This window comes from Stenotrophomonas sp. YJH_SMC_37 (assembly GCF_059370035.1).
This window is the reverse complement of record NZ_JCAFTG010000004.1, coordinates 208,858-223,138: the sequence shown is the minus strand read 5'-3', so window position 1 is coordinate 223,138 and position 14,281 is coordinate 208,858. Positions and strand designations below refer to the sequence as shown.

Here is a 14,281-nt window from a genome sequence, read left to right as displayed (position 1 = left end):
CCGCATCCACTGGAGTCCTCCGCATGAAGCGCACGCTCGTCCTCGCCGCCGCCCTGGCCGCTGCCCTTCCCTTCTCCGCCCTGGCCCACAAGGCCTGGCTGCTGCCCTCGCAGACCGTGATCGCCGGCAACGCACCGTGGATCACCGTCGACGGTGCGGTCTCCAACGACCTGTTCTACTTCAACCACGTGCCGCTGCGCCTGGAATCGGTGGTGATCACCGCGCCGGACGGCAGCACCGTGCAGCCGCAGAACGCAGCGACCGGCAAGTACCGCAGCGTGTTCGACATCGAACTGAAGCAGCCGGGCACCTACCGCATCGCGTCGGTCAATGACGGCCTGTTCGCCACCTACGAGCAGAACGGCGAGCGCAAGCGCTGGCGTGGCAGCGTTGCCACTTTCGGTGAACTGCCGAAGGATGCGAAGAAGCTGGAAGTGAGCCAGTCGGTCGGCCGCGTGGAGACCTTCGTCACCAACGGCGCGCCGAACGACACCGCGCTGAAGCCGACCAACCGCGGCATCGAGCTGGTCGCCGTCGGCCACCCGAATGACCTGTTCGCCGGCGAGGAAGCCACCTTCCGCGTGCTGGTCGATGGCAAGCCGGCCGCCGGCCTGGAATTCGAGATCGTGCGTGGTGCCACCCGCTACCGCAACGCACAGGACGAACTGAAGGTCACCAGCGATGCCAAGGGCGAGATCAAGGTGACCTGGCCGGAAGCCGGCATGTACTGGCTGGAGACCGGCACCGAGGACAACAAGACCTCGGTGAAGCAGGCCGCCAAGCGCCGCCTCAGCTACGTGGCCACGCTGGAAGTGCTGCCGCAGTAATGTGGACCGCGATGCCGGGCATTCCCCGGCATCGCCGCCGCAACGCATCACCATGACCGATTCCCAGCTCGACATCGCCCGCCTCGGCGGCACCACCATGGGCACCACGTGGAGCGTGTCGCTGGTCGCGCCGCGCCAGCGCGACCTGCACCCGCTGCATGCCGGCATCCAGGCGCGGCTGGATGCGGTGGTGGCGCAGATGAGCACCTGGGAGCCTGGCTCGGACCTGAGTCGCTACAACCGCGCCGACGCGGGCCAATGGTGCGTGCTGCCGGCCGAGACCCGCTACGTTGTGGCCTGCGCACAGGCCATCGCTGCCGCCAGTAGCGGCGCCTTTGATCCCACCGTCGGCCCGTTGGTGGCACTGTGGGGTTTCGGTGCACATGCCGGCGAACGCCGCCAACCCGACGCTGCCACCGTGCAGGCCACGCGCGAGCGCTGCGGTTGGCAGCGCCTGCAATGGCGCGGCGATGCGCTGCTGCAACCGGGCGGACTGGAACTGGATCTGTCGGCGATCGCCAAGGGGTTCGGCGTCGATCACGTGGCCGCCTGGCTGCGCGATCAGGGCATCGCTGCTGCACTGATCGAGGTCGGTGGCGAACTGGCCGGCTACGGCCGAAAACCGGACGGCCACCCCTGGCGCGTACTGGTGGAATCCGCACCGGAAGAAGACGCGCACACCGAAACACCACCGCGGGTGCTGGCGCTGGAGGACAAGGCGGTGGCCACCTCCGGTGATCGCTGGCACCAGTACCAGGCCGATGGCCAGGCCTACAGCCACAGCCTCGATCCGCGTACCGGCAGGCCGGTGCGCCAGGTCGCCGCAGCGGTCACCGTGGTGGCCGACGACGCCATGCACGCCGATGCCTGGGCTACCGCACTGACCGTGCTCGGCCACGAACAGGGCATGGCGCTGGCCGAACGCGAAGGCTTGGCTGCACGCTACCTGCAGCGTGCAGCAGACGGCCCGCGGGAATTTCTCAGCAGCGCCTTCCAGCGCCTGCTCGACGAGCAGGACGCATGAGCGCACGTCCATCGCGCGCGTGGCTTGGCAACGCACTGGTCCTGCTCCTGCTGGCGCTGATCGCCTGGGCGCTGCTGCGACTGCATCTCGGCGAAGCCTGGTGGCAGGGCGCGCCGCCGGCACGGCAAACGCAGATCGCGATCATCGCCACCGCACTGTATGCGCTGGCCTGCGCCGCACTGCGGTGGCGTGGGCGACCGCGCGACGATGCTGCCTCTGGCGACGTCGCACCGATCCTGATGGTCTGGTCCAGCCAGACCGGTTTTGCCCGCGAACTGGCCGAACGCAGTGCCGAGGCATTGCGCGGTGCCGGCGTGCCGGTGCGTGTGCGCGGCCTGCATGAGGTCGACGCCACGCTGCTGGTCGACAGCCAGCGTGCATTGTTCATCGCCAGCACCACTGGCGAAGGCGACCCACCCGATCATGCGCTGCCGTTCCTGCGCGGCGTGATGACCTCACCGCCTGCGCTGCAGCACCTGCAGTACGGCGTGCTCGCACTGGGCGACCGCAGTTACGGCCACTTCTGCGGATTCGGCCACCAGCTCGACCAATGGCTGCGCCAGCACGGTGCGCATCCGCTGTTCGATGCGATCGAGGTCGACAACGCCGATCCGGCCGCGCTGCGCCATTGGCAGCAATTGCTGGGCCAGCTCGGCGGCGGCGCCAGCGAACTGCCCGACTGGAGCCCGGCCGAATACCAGCCGTGGACGCTGCTGCAACGTGAGCATCTGAACCCGGGCAGCCCCGGCGGCGCGGTGTATTGGCTGCGCCTGCAGCCCCCGGCCGATGCAGATGCGCAGTGGCAGGCCGGTGACATCGCCGAGATCGGCCCGCAGCACGCACCGCACACCGTGCGTGCCTGGCTGGACGCACAACGCTTCGATGCGGATACCGTGCTGGATGACGGGCAGACGTTGCTGGCACGCGTCGCGCGCTCGCACCTGCCCTCATTGGTTCCCCCGGGTGATCTGCCCGCATTGCTGGCGACCCTGCAACCGCTGCCCCATCGCGAGTACTCGATCGCCTCGGTGATGGCCGACGGTGCGGTCGAGCTGCTGCTGCGCCGCCAGCTGCGCGCCGACGGAACACCCGGCATCGGCAGTGGCTGGCTGTGCGACCACGCGGCCATTGGCGAGCCGGTGCAGCTGCGCCTGCGCCGCAACGACAATTTCCACGGCGTGCCCGCCGAGGTACCGCTGCTGCTGATCGGCAACGGCACTGGCATCGCCGGCCTGCGCGCACACCTGCACGAACGCGTGCGCAGTGGCGCCCGCCGCACCTGGCTGCTGTTCGGTGAGCGCACCGCCACGCACGACTTCCACTTCGGTGAAGAACTGCAGGCGATGCTGGCCGACGGCACGCTGGCGCGGCTGGATGCAGTGTTCAGCCGCGATGGCGGTGCGCATCGCTACGTGCAGGACCGGTTGCTGGCCGAAGCGGCAACACTGCGGCGGTGGGTGGATGAGGGCGCCACGATCCTGGTCTGCGGCAGCCTGCAGGGCATGGCCCCGGCGGTGGATGCGGTGATCGAACAGGTGCTGGGTGTTGCGGGCAAGGAAGCGCTGTTGCTGGCCGGTCGTTACCGGCGCGATGTGTATTGAGGTTGCCGCATCCACGCATGGCGTGGATCTACTGAACGCACCGACGCCTGCGAACCGCCTTCTGGTGGGTGCGAACCTTGGTTCGCACCATGACGCAGCATTGGCGGCCGTATCCACGCATGGCGTGGATCTACTGCGCGGCGTGTCCAGGCATGGCAACTACACCCCAGTAGATCCACGCCATGCGTGGATTGAGCCACCGGCGCCCAGGCATCATCCCGCCGCCGCACTGACCCGTATCGCCAACAACTCGCCACCGCCCTGCAACGCGTGCCGCTGACGTTCGCCGGCCGCCAACCACGCGGTATCGCCGGCCCGTAGCGCGGGCAGGCCGCTGTCGGCACCGAACTCCGCCTGACCGGACAGCAGATGCAACGCCCAGGCCACGCCCGGTTCGCAGAAGAAGAACATCGCGCCCACCAGCGGCCGATGCAGCAGTTCGGCCTGCAGCAGATCGCGTTTCCACATCAGGTTGAAATCGTGGGTGGTGCCATCCACCAGTTCGCCGTGCAGCCTTTCCTCTCCCGCAAAGCGCACGCGCCCGTGCGGCGGCAGCACCTGGGCCACGCGGCCATCCTCGAAATGCAGGCGCACGCCATTGCCCTGCAGCAGCACCAGTTCTCGCTCCACGCCGGGGAAGGCGGAGAACGCGGCGTCCTGTTCGATTTCGGCCACCGACAGGCGCAGCGCCCAGTCATCCCCCTGCGCGGGCAGGCGCAGGATCTCGCGGGTCCAGCCCAGGCCGTTGCGCCAACGTTCGCGGCGGTAGTCCAGGCGGGAGATCAACTGGCTCGGAGTGTGCAGCAGGGAGTCGATGTTCATCGGCGCATTGCATCATGCCGCGCGCCGTCGTGCATCACCGCGTGGCGAGCGTGCCCTGGCCACCGCACCCGCCGGCCAGCAGCTGCGAGTGCTTCAACCAGTCCTGGTCGGGGTAGTAAGCAAACACCATCGTGCCACCACGCAACGCATCGATCAGCGGCTTGGCCACCGACAGCCGCACCGCCGGGCAACCCAGGCTGCGTCCCAGCCGCCCCTGCAGCTGCGCGGTGGCCGGGTTCACATACGGCGCACCATGGATGACGATCGCGCGATCGCGCGCACGGTCATTGAAGCCCGGTTCCAGGCCGGCCAGGCGCAGCGAATAGCCGTTGCCGCCCATGTAGGTCTCCTGCGCGGTGAACGCGCCGAGGCTGGACATGAAACTGCCGTCGCGGTTGGAGAAGTGCTCGGTGCGGTTCTCGCCGCTGTTGCGGCCATGCGCCACCCATTCCTCGAACAGCAGGCGCTGGTGGGCCAGGTCGAACACCCACAGGCGCGGCTCGGTGGACGGGCGCGAGTAATCGATCACGCTGAGCCGATCACCGTTGATGCCCAGCTCCGGCCGCTGCAGCGCGCAGCGCATGGCGCGCGCCGCCAGCTGCAACACGTGGCGGTCGGCCTTGGGCGCACTGCGCGACAGCAGGGCAGCCAGATCATCGGCAGAGGTGGCGAGGGCGGGCGTCTGTGCCAGCGCCGGGGCGCTGGCCGAGGTCGCCAGCAGGCCGAACGCGGCCAGCCGGCACAGGCGGGATGCAGTCATGGGCACAACGAGGGGACTCAGTTGCCCTTGAGGGTGGACCCTGGCGGCTCGGATTCCAAGACCGGCTGCATTCCAGATTCAGCCGGGCTTGGGCGGACCGCCGGCAGCGAGGTCACCAGCAGGGTCGTGCCCGGCACCAGCACCTGGTACAGCTGGCGGGCGAAATCGGCCGGCAGCGCCATCGGCAGCGAGGGCGTGGCCAGCAGGTCCGGCGTGGCCTGGGCGCGATCCTGGCCCAGCAACGGGTAGGCCGTCCACTGGTGCAGGCGCTGGTTCACGTCCAGCGGGCTGGGGGTGTCGCTGTAACCCTGCCCCATCACGAACAGCGTGGTCCCCTGGAAGGCCGGCAGCGCGTCCGCCTTCAACGGCGACTCGCCGATCATCACGCCATCGCGCAGCACGTACAGGCGCTGGTCGTGCAGGCTGACCAGGATGCCGACCTGCCCGGCCGGGGCTGCGCTGTCGTTCCACCACGCCTGCGCCGGCGCTCCGCCCTCTGCCTCCGGCAGGGCCTGCCCACGCGCATTCACGGGTGCCAGTACCGACGGATAGGCCAGGGTCATCGGCGAGCTCTTGGCGTCGGCCACGACCACGGTATCGCCACGCTGGGTTTCGCTGAACAGCTTCTGCGCGAAGGCCTGCGGCAGGCGCACGCAGCCGTGCGAGGCGGGATGCCCGGGCAGGCTGCCGCCATGCAGAGCGATACCGTCCCAGGTCAGCCGCTGCATGTACGGCATCGGCGCGCTGTTGTAGAGGTTGGACCTGTGGTCCTTGTCCTTCTGCAGGATGGTGAACACGCCGGTTGGCGTCTCGTGCCCGGCCTTGCCCGAGCTGATCGTGGTCAGGCCGATGGCGATACCGTTGCGGTAGACATAGGCGCGCTGCTCATCGAGGCTGACCACCAGCACGATCGGGCCGGTCGGCGAGATTTCCGGATGCCACAGGTATTCGCCCGGCTTGAGGTCGGTCGGTCCGCGTACCTCGGCGGTGGCCGCAGCGGCAGCTGCAGGCTTGGCGGCCGGCGTAGGCGCAGCGGCGTGGGCCTGCAGTGGCAGGGTCAGTGCCAAGGCGAGCATCAGGGTGGTGGGGCGGTGCACAAGCATCCAGCGGGGTCCTTTCCATGCGGAGCGGCCACCGTACACCATCGGCCCGTGGTGGCCGCGGCAAAACCAGGCGCCGGAAATGAAATTGCCCGGCGACACAGCCATGTGTCGTACCGGGCAATCGTTACGTCCTTGTCGGCCTGCTGCCGCCCCCTCGCATCCTGCGCTGTGGGGGTAGCGTTGCATCCTGCACGCGGCCGCGTCTGTCCTGTTTGTATCTCAGCCCCTTCCACAGGTCTGTGATGCCACCATCCTGGTGAGTGGTGCCGCGTCCTGCGGCGGTCGGTGGTCACGGGCGTCCTGTCCGTGACCGGTGAACCAGCGTCCTGCCGGTTCCGACGATTCCTGCTGTCAGCGCCTCGGTACGGTTCGCACCGGTACCGATCCGGGTACCGGATCCGCCGGCAACAACCTGTTGCCTAGGGTGATCCGCTGTCGATTCCGTTCGACGATGGCTTTCCCTATCCCCTTCACCTGCGCCAAGTCCTCGACGCGATGAAACGGGCCGTGTCTGCGCCGGTGCTCGACGATCGCCTCGGCCTTGGCGGCTCCGACCATCGTCAATCCCTGCTGCAGCGCCTGGGCATCGGCGCGGTTGATGTCGATCGGTTCGGCGGCATGCGCCCCAGCGATCCACACGACCAGCACCAGTGCCCTCAACACGACACTCCAAGGCACGACGTGTATCTCCTTGTGATTCTGGACGTCCCGACCGGCAATCCCGTCGGTAGGAACAGTGTCCGTCACCACATGCACACAGCCTATCGGTTTCCTGGATTTCTAAAAGCCAGCCAAATACCCGACGTGATGTAGGAAAAACCCTACCCGTGGCACAGGCGTAGAATGGCGGGATCAGCCCATGCAACCGGAGTTTCAGATGGACAGCGCCAAGCTCGGCCAATTCGTCAATGACAAGTGGGACAGTGAAATCGTCCCGCAGTTGGTCGACTACATCCGCATTCCCAACAAGTCGCCGATGTTCGACGCCAATTGGGTGCAGAACGGCTACATGGAACAGGCGGTCACGCTGATGGAGAACTGGGCCAGGGCCCAGCAGCTGCCCGGCCTGAAGGTTGAAGTGGTGCGCCTGGAAGGCCGCACCCCGCTGATCTTCCTGGAAATTCCGGCCTCCGGCCCGGAAACCGGCGACGACACCATCCTGCTCTACGGCCATCTGGACAAGCAGCCGGAAATGACCGGCTGGGACGACGATCTCGGCCCGTGGACCCCGGTCCTGCGCGGCGACAAACTGTATGGCCGCGGCGGTGCGGATGACGGCTACGCCATCTTCGGCTCGCTGGCCGCGGTGCTGGCGCTGCAGGCCCAGGGCCTGCCGCACGCCCGCTGCGTGGTGCTGATCGAAGCCTGTGAAGAATCGGGCAGCTACGACCTGCCGGCCTACGTCGACCACCTGGCCGACCGCATCGGCAAGCCGTCGCTGGTGGTCTGCCTGGATTCGGGCTGCGCCAACTACGACCAGCTGTGGTGCACCACCTCGCTGCGCGGCCTGACCGGCGGCAACTTCACCGTGAAGGTGCTCAACGAAGGCGTGCATTCCGGCGATGCCTCCGGCGTGGTGCCGTCCAGCTTCCGCCTGCTGCGCCAGCTGCTGTCGCGCATCGAGGACCAGGACACCGGCCGCATCCTGATCGACGGCATGAACGTGGAAATCCCGGCCGAACGCCTGGAACAGGCCAAGCGCGCGGCCGAAGTGGTGGATACCGAGATCTTCGAGAAGTTCCCGATGGTCGACGGCCTGCGCCCCATGAACGAGGACCTGACCGAGCTGGTGCTCAACCGCACCTGGCGCCCGGCGCTGTCGGTCACCGGCGTCGGTGGCATGCCGCCGCTGGAATCGGCCGGCAACGTGCTGCGTCCACAGACCTCGGTGAAGCTCTCGCTGCGCCTGCCGCCGACTGCCGATGGCAAGACCTGCGGGGAACTGCTGAAGGAAGCGCTGCTGCGCGACCCGCCGAACGGCGCGCAGGTCACCCTGGACCTGGAAAAGGCCTCCACCGGCTGGAACGCACCGGCCATGGCGCCGTGGCTGACCCAGGCCATTGACGACGCCAGCCAGGCTTTCTTCGGCAAGCCGGCGATGTACATGGGCGAAGGCGGCTCGATCCCGTTCATGGGCATGCTGGGCGAGAAGTTCCCGGGCGCGCAGTTCATGATCACCGGCGTGCTCGGCCCGCATTCCAATGCACATGGCCCCAACGAGTTCCTGCACATCCCGATGGGCAAGAAGGTCACCGCCTGCGTGTCCAAGGTGATCAGCGAGCACTATGCCGCCAGCCTGCGCGGCGAGACCAGCGGTTCGCCGGTGGCTGCCGACAGCGGCACCCGCCACGGCGACCACGGCTGCTGCTGATTACGGCACACCGTGACGGACGCAGCCTGGCCTTGCTAGGCTGCGTCCACCCAAAGCGGAACACATGCACATGAATGGTCTGTTCGGCAGCAGCAGCTGGCTGTACATCCTGCTGGTCGGCTTCGTCGTCGGCCTGCTCGGGCGCTTCTTCATGCCCGGCAACAACCGCATGGGCTGCCTGCTGACCATCGTGCTGGGCATCATTGGCGCGCTGGTGGCCGGTTGGTTCGGCCAGTACATGGGCTGGTACGCTCCCGGCGAACCGGCCGGTTTCCTCGGTGCGGTAGTGGGCGCGGTGGCCGTGCTGGCCGTCCTGCGCCTGTTCAGCGGCCGCCGCTGACCCCGTCCCTCCTTCCCCCCTGCTCCCGACGTTGGCGCGCCCGGCGCGCCCGGATATGCCCGCATGACCGAACCCGCCTCCGATCCCCAGCGCAGCGCGCAGCGCCTGCAGTGGGCCCGTACCCAGCTCGATGACGCCAACGCGGTAGTCGAACGCGCTTCGGTGGATGCCGGCATGCGCAGCTACTGGCGTACCACCAGCACGCGCGGCAGCCACATCGTGATGGACGCCCCGCCGGGGCTGGAAGATCCGCGGCCGTGGCTGCGCATGCGCGGCCTGCTGCACGACAACGGCCTGCGCGTACCTGCATTGCTGGCGCAGGACCTGGAAGCCGGCTTCCTGCTGCTGGAAGATCTCGGCGGCCCGACCCTGGCCAGGATCCTCGACGAGCGCAACGCCGATGAATGGTTCGGCCGTTCGATCGAACAGCTGCTGCGCCTGCAGGCGATCCCGGTACCGGCCGACTTCGGCCAGTTCGGCGAAGCGCTGCTGCAGCGCGATGCCGGCCTGTTCGACGAATGGTTCCTGCAACGCCACCTGCAGCTGGAACTGGACTGCGGCGAGATCGAAGGGCTGCAGCTGGTACACCGCCGGTTGATGGACAACGCATTGGGCCAGGCCCAGCTGATGACCCACCGCGACTACATGCCGCGCAACCTGATGCCGGTCGACGACGGCCCCGCGGTGCTGGATTTCCAGGACCTGGTGCGTGGCCCGATCGCCTACGATGCGGTGAGCCTGTTCAAGGACGCCTTCCTGAGCTGGCCGCTGCAGCGCGTGGACGAGTGGCTGGCGCAGTACCACGAGCGCGCACGCGACGCCGGCCTGCCGGTACCCGACCGCGCCACCTTCCTGCGCGATGCCGACTGGATGGGTATCCAGCGCCACGTGAAGATCCTTGGCCTGTTCTGCCGCCTGCGCTACCGCGACAACAAGGGCCATTACCTGGACGACGCGCCGCGCTTCATCGGCTACCTGGATGAAGTACTGCCGCGCTACCGCGAGCTGGCACCGCTGCAGCAGCTGCTGGACGAGCGCATCAAGCCGGCGCTGGCCGAGCTGGGTGCACCGATGCGCGTGGCCCGATGAAGGCGCTGGTCTTTGCCGCCGGCCTCGGCGAGCGCATGCGCCCGCTGACCCTGCACACGCCCAAGCCGCTGCTGGAAGTGGCTGGCAAGCCGCTGATCGTCTGGCACCTGGAACGCCTGGCCGCACTCGGCGTGCGCGAGGTGGTGGTCAACACCGCGTGGCTGGCCGAGCAGTTCCCTGCAACGCTGGGCGATGGCAGCCAATGGGGCGTGCGCCTGCATTTCCTGCACGAAGGGCCGACCCCGCTGGAAACCGGCGGCGGCATCCTCAACGCATTGCCGGTGCTGGGCGATGCCCCGTTCCTGGTGGTGAACGGCGATATCTGGACCGATTTCGATTTCGCCACGCTGCCGCGCGAGCCGCAGGGCCAGGCACACCTGGTGCTGGTCGACAATCCGGCGCAACACCCCGACGGTGACTACCGCCTCGATACGCAGGGGGTGCTGCACCATGACCGCGAAGGTCCCTGCCTGACCTATGCCGGCATCGGCGTGTACCGTCCTTCAATCGTGGCCGACTGGCGCGCGGTGATCGGCGATGCGCCGGGCAGCGAGCGGCTGCCGCCGAAGTTCTCGGTGGTGCCGCTGCAGAAGCATTTCATGGCGCAGGGGTTGATGACCGGGCAGCACCATCGCGGGCGCTGGACCGACGTCGGCACCGTGGATCGCCTGCGCGCGCTGGATGCTGAATTGGCGGTGAACGGCTGAGCCCCTCGTGGCTGGACGCGTAGAGTCGACTGTTAGTCGACTGTCATTGTGAGCTAGCCGGGCGGTGTGGATTCGCGGGTGACGCCGTGAACCCGTCCCTGGGGGCTTGGCCGCGGCATCCATGCCGCGGACACCCCCGCGAACCCACGCCGACCGGCCTCTGACAGTTTCCGTGGGCGTCCAGCCACGGAAGAAAGAAAGAAAAGCAAGAGCGGGTCGCTTCGCTGCGCTTGCTCTGGTGACGACCAACGGTCGTCACCCACCACAAGCAAGACACGTGTCGACCAAGGTCGACACCCACCAACAGCAGTGCAGTACGCAGTTCCGGCAGATCGCGGGAACCTGTCGAAGGCGGGGTGGCTCAGGTTGCGGGGGCGTGAGCGCCATGGATGGCGCGATCGAGGCTACATGGACGTACTTGCGCCGTCCCCCGCAACCTGAGCCACCCCGCCTCCCCTCAGGAAGCCCGCTTTTGACGTTGCTGTTGAAGCTGCCGGCCAGCGGCCGGCACTACCGCGGGTGCAGGGCGCAGCCCTGCAAACAAACCCCACCCTCAGTAACGGGGCCGGCCTTCTTCCAGCACCTGGCGCAGGAACGGCACGGTGATCCGCCGCTTCGCCGCCAGCGATTCGCGGTCCAGCCAGTCCAGCAGCGTGATCAACCCACCCAGCTCGCGCCCGGTGTGCGACAGCAGCCACTCGATGGCCGCTTCGTCGATGGCCAGGCCGCGTCGCAGCGCGCGCTCGCGCAGCACCGCAGCACGACCTTCCTCATCCAGCGGCTGCAGCAGCACGCGCACGCACTGGCCCAGCCGCGAACGCAGGTCCGGCAGTACCAGGCCCAGTTCTTCCGGCGCCTTCTGCGCCGTGTACAGCACGGTCACGCCTGCTGCACGCGCGCGGTTGTGGAAATCAAACAGCGCGATCTCGTCCTCGCGGTTGCCGGCAACTTCGTCCAGCCCGTCCAGCGCCACCAGTTCGCGTGCGTCCAGCCCGTCGAGCGCTGCACGAACGCGGCCGGCGGCGCTGGCCAGTGGCACGTACGTCGGCAGGCGCCCGGCCTGCTCGGCGCTGGAGCACGTCGCCAGCGCCTGGTGGGTCTTGCCGGTGCCCGCCGCGCCTTCCAGGTAGACCCAATCGTGGCTGGCGCCGACCGCGATCGCACGCAGCTGCGCCAGCGCGCCATCCGGCGCACCGATGAAGGTCTCCAGGCGCTGGTCCCGCGGGTAATGCAGGGCCAGCGGCAGTTGCGGCACGCCCATCACTTCAGGTCGGGGCCCTTGTCGGTCGGAACGATGATATGGGGGGCGTCGACCACGCCATCAAGCACGATCGCCGGCTTCTCGCCCACGTACAGCTCGCTCTGGCGGTAACGCTGGTGGGCATAGCGCAGCAGCACGTTGGTCACCGCCGCCACCGGCAGCGCCAGCAGCATGCCGAGGAAGCCGAACAGCTGGCCGCCGGCCATCACCGCGAAGATCACCGCCACCGGATGCAGGCCGATCTTGTCGCCGACAATGCGCGGGGTCAGTACGTAGCTCTCCAGCAGCTGGCCCACGGTGAACACCACGCCGACCAGGATCAGCAGCTTCAGGTCGAAGCCCTGTGCCTGCACCAGCGCGGCAATCACCGCCATCAGCACGCCGGTGGTCGCGCCCAGGTAGGGGATGAAGCTGATCAGGCCGGCAATCAGGCCAATCAGCAGGCCCAGCTTGAGGCCTACCAGCGACAGGCCGCCGGCGTAGATCACGCCCAATGCCAGCATCACCAGGAACTGGCCGCGGATGAACGCCCCCAACACCTCGTTGGACTCACGCGCCAGCGCAGTGATGGTGCCGATGTGGTTGCGCGGAATCACCGAGGCCACCCGCTCGACCAGCTTGTCCCAGTCGCGCAGGAAGTAGAACGCCAGGATCGGCAGCAGCAGGATGTTGACCACCCAGGTCACCATCGCAAAACCCGAACGCGAGACGTAGCCCATGAACGTGGTGGCGACGCCGCCGGCCTGCTGCCAGTGGCTGCGCACCCACTCGATCAGGCGGTCCGGATCCAGCCACTGCATCACTTCCAGGCCGGTCTTCTGCTCGAACCAGGGAATCCCCTTTTCCATCAGCCACGCCTGCGCCTGCGGCGCGACCGCGATCAGGGTGCTGATCTGGCGCTCGATCATCGGCACCAGCACCAGCAGCAGCGCCACGATCACCAGCACCATCGCCGCGAACACCAGCACCACGCCGGTCATGCGCGAGCGGCCGGTGGCCTCGATGCGGTCCACCAGCGGGTCGCCCAGCCAGGCCAGTGCCAGCGCCAGCACGAACGGGGTCAGGATCGGGGCCAGCAGCCACACCACCCAGCCGACCAGGCCGGCGAACAGGATGTACTTCAGCCGGCGCAGGAACTGCGCGATTTCCGCTTCCGGGGTCAGGGTCATCGCAGGCGGTACTCATTGCTGACCGGTGCTGCGACCGGGGCACCGGTGGTGTCGTCGATCGGCGTCGGCAGGGCCGGCAGCGGCGCGCTCGGCACCAGTACACCGTTGTCGCCCAGCATGCGGTTGAAGCCGGCCAGGCCGGTGGTCATCTCCAGGCTCAGCTCCAGCTGGCCGGCCGAAGCATGCAGCGGGGTGACGTTGCGCACCACCGGCACCTCGCGCAGGCCGGCGGCAAGGCGCAGGTAGTCGTCGGCACTGTTGATGCCGGTGACCACCACGCGGTAGGTTCCGGCCTGGCCGACGGCGGCGCCGGCCTTCGCATAGCGCCTGACCAGCGCATCGGCGGCGCCATCGGCGCCGGCCGCCATCGCCCGCATGGCGTTGGCGTCCTTGCTGGTCCACTTGTTCAGCTCACGGCCGTTGTCGACGAACACCCAGTCCGCCTGCCAGCCGCCGTTGGCGCGGTAGAGCTTGCCGATCAGCTGCATCGGCGGTGAGTAGCGCGAGGAGGCGCGGGCCACGGCGGCACTGTCCTGGCGCCAGATGGCACCGGCCAGCGCCTGCTCGGCGGCACCGCCGCTGGGCAGGCCGAGCTTGTAGCCGCGCTCGATGGCGCGGTTCAGCAGTGGGCGGGCGGCATTGGCTTGCTGCACGCTGACCAAGCGCGGTCCGCTGCCGTCATCCACGGCCAGCCACACCACCGGCTTTGGTCGCGGCTGCGGCCACAGCGGCAGGCCCAGCGCCGAGACCAGCGAATCGACGTCGTCCTCGCGGAAACGGGCCACCAGCAGGGTCCGGAAGCTCGGCGCGCCGCTGGCGCCTACGCTCTGGTCCTGCTTGTAGTCGTAGCTGGCCACGTAGTCCTTGGCATTGCGCAGTGCCTGCACCACACCGGGGCGCGACATCACGTTGCGATCACCGGACAGCTTGCCCAGTACCACGCTCAGGGCGCGGGCCAGGGCGCCGTTGCGATCGGCTTCGGCTTGGCTGTTGACGGGCACTTCGGCCTCGTACGCGCCACTGGCGGTGGCGACATCACCCTCGGTGCGAAGGCCGCTCTGGGCCATCGTGGCCACCGGCAGGCTCAGCGCAAGGAGCAGGGTCAGAATCAGGCTGCGGCGCATCAGGACATCCATTGGCTCGACGTATCCGGGGGAATTGTTGCCCGAATACGGCCTTTGCGCCAATGCGGCCTGTTAAAATCGCC

14 protein-coding genes are annotated in these 14,281 nt (G+C 68.2%); 7 read left to right on the top strand and 7 right to left on the bottom strand.

Annotated elements, in window-relative coordinates; all coding sequences use genetic code 11:
* The first annotated feature begins 23 nt into the window (after nt 1–23).
* Genes AC5P8J_RS08015 through AC5P8J_RS08005 form a run of 3 tightly spaced genes read left to right on the top strand, consistent with a single transcriptional unit; the run spans nt 24 to nt 3,452 of the window.
* Nucleotides 24–827, top strand: coding sequence for a DUF4198 domain-containing protein (locus tag AC5P8J_RS08015; protein ID WP_021202574.1), 804 nt, complete (start codon nt 24–26; stop codon nt 825–827).
* A 52-nt stretch (nt 828–879) separates the two neighbouring features.
* Complete coding sequence (locus AC5P8J_RS08010; protein ID WP_494539976.1) at nt 880–1,851, top strand: FAD:protein FMN transferase; 972 nt, start codon at nt 880–882, stop codon at nt 1,849–1,851.
* Entirely contained in the window at nt 1,848–3,452 is a 1,605-nt protein-coding gene (locus AC5P8J_RS08005) for a sulfite reductase subunit alpha (protein ID WP_021202576.1), read from the top strand. Before AC5P8J_RS08010 ends, AC5P8J_RS08005 begins: the two co-directional genes overlap by 4 nt.
* 213 nt (nt 3,453–3,665) lie before the next feature.
* Here the strand turns inward: AC5P8J_RS08005 and AC5P8J_RS08000 are convergent, their stop codons facing one another.
* The 4 genes from AC5P8J_RS08000 to AC5P8J_RS07985 form a co-directional block, all read right to left on the bottom strand.
* Nucleotides 3,666–4,274: a HutD/Ves family protein gene (locus tag AC5P8J_RS08000; protein ID WP_021202577.1), complete on the bottom strand. Its 609-nt coding sequence runs from the start codon at nt 4,272–4,274 to the stop codon at nt 3,666–3,668.
* 34 nt (nt 4,275–4,308) lie between these two features.
* A complete protein-coding gene (locus tag AC5P8J_RS07995) occupies nt 4,309–5,034 on the bottom strand; it encodes a murein L,D-transpeptidase catalytic domain family protein (protein WP_019659426.1) in 726 nt (241 codons plus the stop codon).
* Between the two features lie 17 nt (nt 5,035–5,051).
* Entirely contained in the window at nt 5,052–6,137 is a 1,086-nt protein-coding gene (locus AC5P8J_RS07990; RefSeq protein ID WP_019659427.1) for a L,D-transpeptidase, read from the bottom strand.
* 351 nt (nt 6,138–6,488) lie between these two features.
* The gene (locus AC5P8J_RS07985; RefSeq protein WP_494539992.1) at nt 6,489–6,800 is read right to left on the bottom strand and encodes a ComEA family DNA-binding protein; all 312 of its coding nucleotides are present in this window, start codon (nt 6,798–6,800) and stop codon (nt 6,489–6,491) included.
* Between the two features lie 214 nt (nt 6,801–7,014).
* Here AC5P8J_RS07985 and AC5P8J_RS07980 point away from each other — a divergent pair, with 214 nt between their 5' ends.
* The 4 genes from AC5P8J_RS07980 to murU all read left to right on the top strand — a co-directional run bounded on the left by AC5P8J_RS07980 (nt 7,015) and on the right by murU (nt 10,644).
* The gene (locus AC5P8J_RS07980) at nt 7,015–8,508 is read left to right on the top strand and encodes a M20 family metallopeptidase (protein WP_021202579.1); all 1,494 of its coding nucleotides are present in this window, start codon (nt 7,015–7,017) and stop codon (nt 8,506–8,508) included.
* 70 nt (nt 8,509–8,578) lie between these two features.
* Nucleotides 8,579–8,848 (top strand): GlsB/YeaQ/YmgE family stress response membrane protein, encoded by a 270-nt coding sequence (locus AC5P8J_RS07975; RefSeq protein ID WP_019659430.1) that lies wholly within the window; start codon nt 8,579–8,581, stop codon nt 8,846–8,848.
* A gap of 63 nt (nt 8,849–8,911) precedes the next feature.
* On the top strand, nt 8,912–9,937 hold the full coding sequence (locus tag AC5P8J_RS07970; protein WP_019659431.1) for an aminoglycoside phosphotransferase family protein: 1,026 nt from the start codon (nt 8,912–8,914) through the stop codon (nt 9,935–9,937).
* Nucleotides 9,934–10,644 carry an N-acetylmuramate alpha-1-phosphate uridylyltransferase MurU gene (gene murU / locus AC5P8J_RS07965; RefSeq protein ID WP_494539977.1) on the top strand — a complete coding sequence of 237 codons (711 nt, stop codon included), beginning with the start codon at nt 9,934–9,936 and terminating at the stop codon, nt 10,642–10,644. The genes AC5P8J_RS07970 and murU overlap by 4 nt, the downstream gene beginning before the upstream one ends.
* Before the next feature lie 553 nt (nt 10,645–11,197).
* On the opposite strand, the gene hda is transcribed toward murU, so the two are convergent.
* The 3 genes from hda to AC5P8J_RS07950 are packed head-to-tail and all read right to left on the bottom strand — an operon-like array spanning nt 11,198 to nt 14,210.
* Nucleotides 11,198–11,905 (bottom strand): DnaA regulatory inactivator Hda, encoded by a 708-nt coding sequence (hda, locus tag AC5P8J_RS07960; RefSeq protein ID WP_021202582.1) that lies wholly within the window; start codon nt 11,903–11,905, stop codon nt 11,198–11,200.
* The gene (locus AC5P8J_RS07955; protein WP_021202583.1) at nt 11,905–13,074 is read right to left on the bottom strand and encodes an AI-2E family transporter; all 1,170 of its coding nucleotides are present in this window, start codon (nt 13,072–13,074) and stop codon (nt 11,905–11,907) included. Before AC5P8J_RS07955 ends, hda begins: the two co-directional genes overlap by 1 nt.
* Nucleotides 13,071–14,210: a DUF2066 domain-containing protein gene (locus tag AC5P8J_RS07950; protein ID WP_019659435.1), complete on the bottom strand. Its 1,140-nt coding sequence runs from the start codon at nt 14,208–14,210 to the stop codon at nt 13,071–13,073. The genes AC5P8J_RS07955 and AC5P8J_RS07950 overlap by 4 nt, the downstream gene beginning before the upstream one ends.
* Between the last annotated feature and the right edge of the window lie 71 nt (nt 14,211–14,281).